A 3,784-nucleotide genomic window follows, 5' to 3' on the forward strand; every position below is an offset into this window, starting at 1 on the left:
CCGACCATGAAGAAGGCGCTCATGGTGCCGCGCAGCCGTGCTCCCTGCTGTCCTTGCCATACCAGCGCCATGGGAGCCCCGCCGATGGACGTCGAAGTCCCCATGACTCCGGAGGCAGCCCCCGCCGCGATCAAATTTGCCCTGCCTGGGAAGGGTGACCAGCCGAAGAAGGCCAGCACCACCCCTAGCAGAACAGCTGCGGCGACCAGCCAGGCCAGTCCCTCGCCGGGGAGGACCACTACCAGCCAGGCACCGAAGAGACTGCCGGGAATCCTGCCCACCAGCGCCCAGCCGGCCCCCTTGAGATCAAGATGAGCCCGCTCCCGGGCAGTGACCATGGTGGTCAGCAGCAGAGCCAGGATGATGATGCTGGCGGGGAGGAGAGCGGGGTCTACGAGTGCGATGACGGGTGCGGCGAGCATGCCCATGCCGAAGCCGATCGAGGACTGCAGGCCGGCTGCAGCGAAGACGGCTACGGCAATGAGGGCATACTCGGCCGGGGTCACGGGGCCGGGGCCGGGTCCGGGTCCGGGGTGCGGACCTTGATCGTCTCGAGCGGGAAGTGGCATTCGGCAGCATGCGAGGCATCTTCGGGGGCGGGGACGGCCGGGGGCAGCTGCTCGGCGCAGATGTCCTGGGCCTTCCAGCAGCGGGTCCGGAAACGGCAGCCCGAGGGCGGGTCCAGCGGCGAGGGTATCTCGCCCTGCAGGATGATCCGGTTGCGTTCGGCGCCGGTGACATCGAGTTTGGGGGAAGCAGACATCAGCGCGGCCGTGTACGGGTGGCGGGGACGGTCGAACACTTCCTCCGTGGCACCGGTCTCGATGATCCGGCCCAAATACATCACGGCCACCCGGTCCGCGACGTGGCGGACCACGGACAGGTCGTGCGAGATGAACACATAGGCCACCCCGAGCCGCTGCTGCAGGTCGTTGAGCAGGTTCAGCACCTGGGCCTGGACGGAGAGGTCCAGGGCCGAGACCGGTTCGTCCAGGATGATCACGTCGGGGTTCAGGGCTAGCGCGCGGGCGATGCCGATGCGCTGGCGCTGGCCGCCGGAGAATTCCTGCGGAGACTTCTTCGCGTCCGAGGGCCGCAGCCCCACCATGTGGAGCAGTTCGCGGACGCGGGCATCACGTTCCCGCGACGTGCGGTAGAGGTCCTTATGTGCCCGCCACGGCTCGGAAATGATTTCTCCGGCGTTCATGCGGGCGTTCAAGGACGCGAACGGATCCTGGAAGACCATCTGCACCCGCCGGCGCCAGGCCAGCAGTTCCTTACCGCGCATGCCGAAGGGGTCCTGCCCGTCGAAACGCACGGTCCCGGAATCCGGCCGTTCCAGCATCATCAGGGTCCGGGCCAGCGTGGACTTGCCGCAGCCGGACTCGCCAACCAGGCCCAGCGTCTCGCCGCGCTCTACCGAGAGGCTGATGCCGTCCAGGGCACGCAGCCGGCTGTTGCCCGAGGGACCTTTGGGGACGTGGAAGGTCTTAGTGACGCCCTCGACTTCGAGCAGCGTCCCGCTCCCCTGCGGCCGGGTCAGTGTTTCAGTCATTGTCCAGCTCCTCGCTGAAGTGGCAGGCCGCAGCCCGCACGGTGACAGGCAGTGCCGTGGCTGTGGCAGGCCGGACGGAATGGCGGCCCGGGTTCCCGCCGTCGTCGTTGATTGGCAGCAGTTCCGGGCGCTGGGCCCGGCAGATCTCCTGCGCCATCGGGCAGCGCGACTGGTAAACGCAGCCGGGCGGGATGTTGTGCAGTTCCGGCGGGCTGCCGGGAATGGAGTTCAGCTCACCGCCGCGTTCGGCGTTGACCGGCACTGATTCCAGCAGGCCCTTGGTGTAGGGGTGGCGGGGGTTGGAGAAGACATCGGCCACGCGCCCGGTCTCCACCACATTCCCCGCATACATGATCGCCACGGTATCGGCTTCTTCGGCAACAACGGCCAAGTCGTGGGTAATGAGCACTACCGCCATGTCGCTTTCCTCGCGGAGACTGCGCAACAGGGCCATGATCTGGGCCTGGACCGTGACGTCCAGGGCCGTGGTCGGCTCGTCCGCGATCAACAGCCGCGGGTTCAACGCCACCGCCATCGCGATCAGGATCCGCTGGCGCATGCCGCCGGAGAACTGGTGCGGGTACGCGTTAACCCGGGACTCCGGCTCCGGAATGCCCACGCGTTTCATCAGTTCGATGGCCTTTTCCTTGGCCTGCTTCGCGGAGAATTTATGGTGGATCCGGAAAGCCTCCCCCAGCTGCGTGCCCACCGGATAAACCGGGTTCAGGGCGGTCAACGCGTCCTGGAACACTATGCCCAGGTCCGGTCCGGCGAACTTGCGCCGCTGCCGCGGACTCAACGCGGCCAGGTCCGTCCCGTTCAGGACGATCTCGCCGCCGGTCACGTCCGCGATCGGATCCAGCAGCCCGGCAACGGCCTTGGCCGTCATGGACTTGCCGCAGCCGGACTCGCCCAGCAACGCCAAGGTCTCCCCGGCACGGGCCTCAAAACCCACATTGTCCACGGCCCGCACCGTGCCGCGGCCCGTGCGCAGGTCCACGGTCAGTCCCTCGACTTTCAGCACCGTGGTGCCTGTCTGCCCGGCCGTAGCCGGCGAGGCCTGGGTGAGAGCGCTCATTACTTCGACTCCTCGGTCTTGACAGGAATACGGGCGATCAGGCGTTTGCGCGGCAGCGCCAGACGCCAGCGCTGCGCGGGATCGGTGGCGATCCGCAGCCAGGCCGCCAGCACGTTCGCGGCGATGGTAGTGATCACGATGGCCAGCCCGGGGAAAATGGAGAGCCACCACGCGGTCTGCAAATACTGCCGGCCCTGGGCCACCATCAGGCCCCAGCTCACGTCCGGCGGCTGGATGCCGATACCCAGGAAGCTCAAGGAAGACTCGGCCAGCATGACATAGCAGAACTCCAGCGTGGCGAGCGTCAGCAGGGTCGGCAGCACCACCGGGATGACGTGCCGGCCGATGATGGCGTTGGGCCTGGCACCGAAAGTACGCGCCGCGTCCACGAAGGTCCGGCTTTGCAGTTCGGCCGACTCGGCGCGGGCGGTACGCAGATAAATCGGGATGCGGGTGATCGCCAGGATCAGCACAATGTTGGCGACGCTGGGGTTGAAAACATAGAGCACGACGACGGCGAGCAGCAGCGAGGGGAAGCTCATGATCACATCGGCGATGCGCATCGACACGGTCTCGCGCCAGCCACGGTGATAGCCGGCCCATACTCCCCAGAGGGAACCGATGACCAGCGCAACGCCGACGGCGGGCAGCGCCACGGAGATCGTGGTCCGGGTGGCCACCACCAGGCGGCCGAGAACGCTGCGGCCGAGCGAGTCGCTGCCCAGGAAGTACTCCCAGCCGTTGGCCAGGGTGAACGGCGCCTTGTTCGCGAACATGAGGTTCTGTTTGGTAGCCAGGTCTCCCATCAGCATGGGGCCGAAGATCGCCACCAGGCCGACGAAGACCAGTACGGCGGCGGCTACGGTGGCGAACTTATCGCGCAGCAGCAACCGGAAGAGGCTGAGCTTCTTGTCCGAACTGTCGGCTTTCGTGCCCTTGGGGTCGCTGCCGGGCGGCGGAGAATCCGGGAGGGTGGTGTCAGGTTGTGAAGCGTTAGCGTGCGGCGGCTCGTGGCCGGAGGCGGTGATGGGCGTGGTCATGGGTTCCTCCTACGCCTTCACTGTGGCCGGGCGGACGCGTGCATCCAGCAGCGCATAACCCAGGTCAATGAGGATGTTCAGGACAAAGATTGCAATGGCGGTCAACAGGAC

At 66.8% G+C, this 3,784-nt stretch carries 4 protein-coding genes; all 4 read right to left on the reverse strand.

Translation table 11 applies throughout. The features are described 5' to 3' along the window. On the reverse strand, positions 1-506 hold a 506-nt coding region (locus AC5RWO_RS21405), incomplete at its 3' end, for a sulfite exporter TauE/SafE family protein (RefSeq protein WP_498733941.1). After that, positions 503-1,555 (reverse strand): ABC transporter ATP-binding protein, encoded by a 1,053-nt coding sequence (locus AC5RWO_RS21410; protein ID WP_498733943.1) that lies wholly within the window; start codon positions 1,553-1,555, stop codon positions 503-505. The genes AC5RWO_RS21405 and AC5RWO_RS21410, both read right to left, overlap by 4 nt. Continuing rightward, complete coding sequence (locus AC5RWO_RS21415; protein WP_498733945.1) at positions 1,548-2,633, reverse strand: ABC transporter ATP-binding protein; 1,086 nt, start codon at positions 2,631-2,633, stop codon at positions 1,548-1,550. The genes AC5RWO_RS21410 and AC5RWO_RS21415 overlap by 8 nt, the downstream gene beginning before the upstream one ends. Beyond that, complete coding sequence (locus AC5RWO_RS21420; protein ID WP_498733946.1) at positions 2,633-3,673, reverse strand: ABC transporter permease; 1,041 nt, start codon at positions 3,671-3,673, stop codon at positions 2,633-2,635. Before AC5RWO_RS21420 ends, AC5RWO_RS21415 begins: the two co-directional genes overlap by 1 nt. Between the last annotated feature and the right edge of the window lie 111 nt (positions 3,674-3,784).

This window comes from Arthrobacter sp. B055-34 (genome assembly GCF_059090425.1).

Excerpts from the sequence above, each read along its gene's own strand:
- AC5RWO_RS21410 (WP_498733943.1), bottom strand. The coding sequence starts at position 1,555 with ATGACTGAAACACTGACCCGGCCGCAGGGGAGCGGGACGCTGCTCGAA.
- AC5RWO_RS21415 (WP_498733945.1), bottom strand. The coding sequence starts at position 2,633 with ATGAGCGCTCTCACCCAGGCCTCGCCGGCTACGGCCGGGCAGACAGGC.
- AC5RWO_RS21420 (WP_498733946.1), bottom strand. The coding sequence starts at position 3,673 with ATGACCACGCCCATCACCGCCTCCGGCCACGAGCCGCCGCACGCTAAC.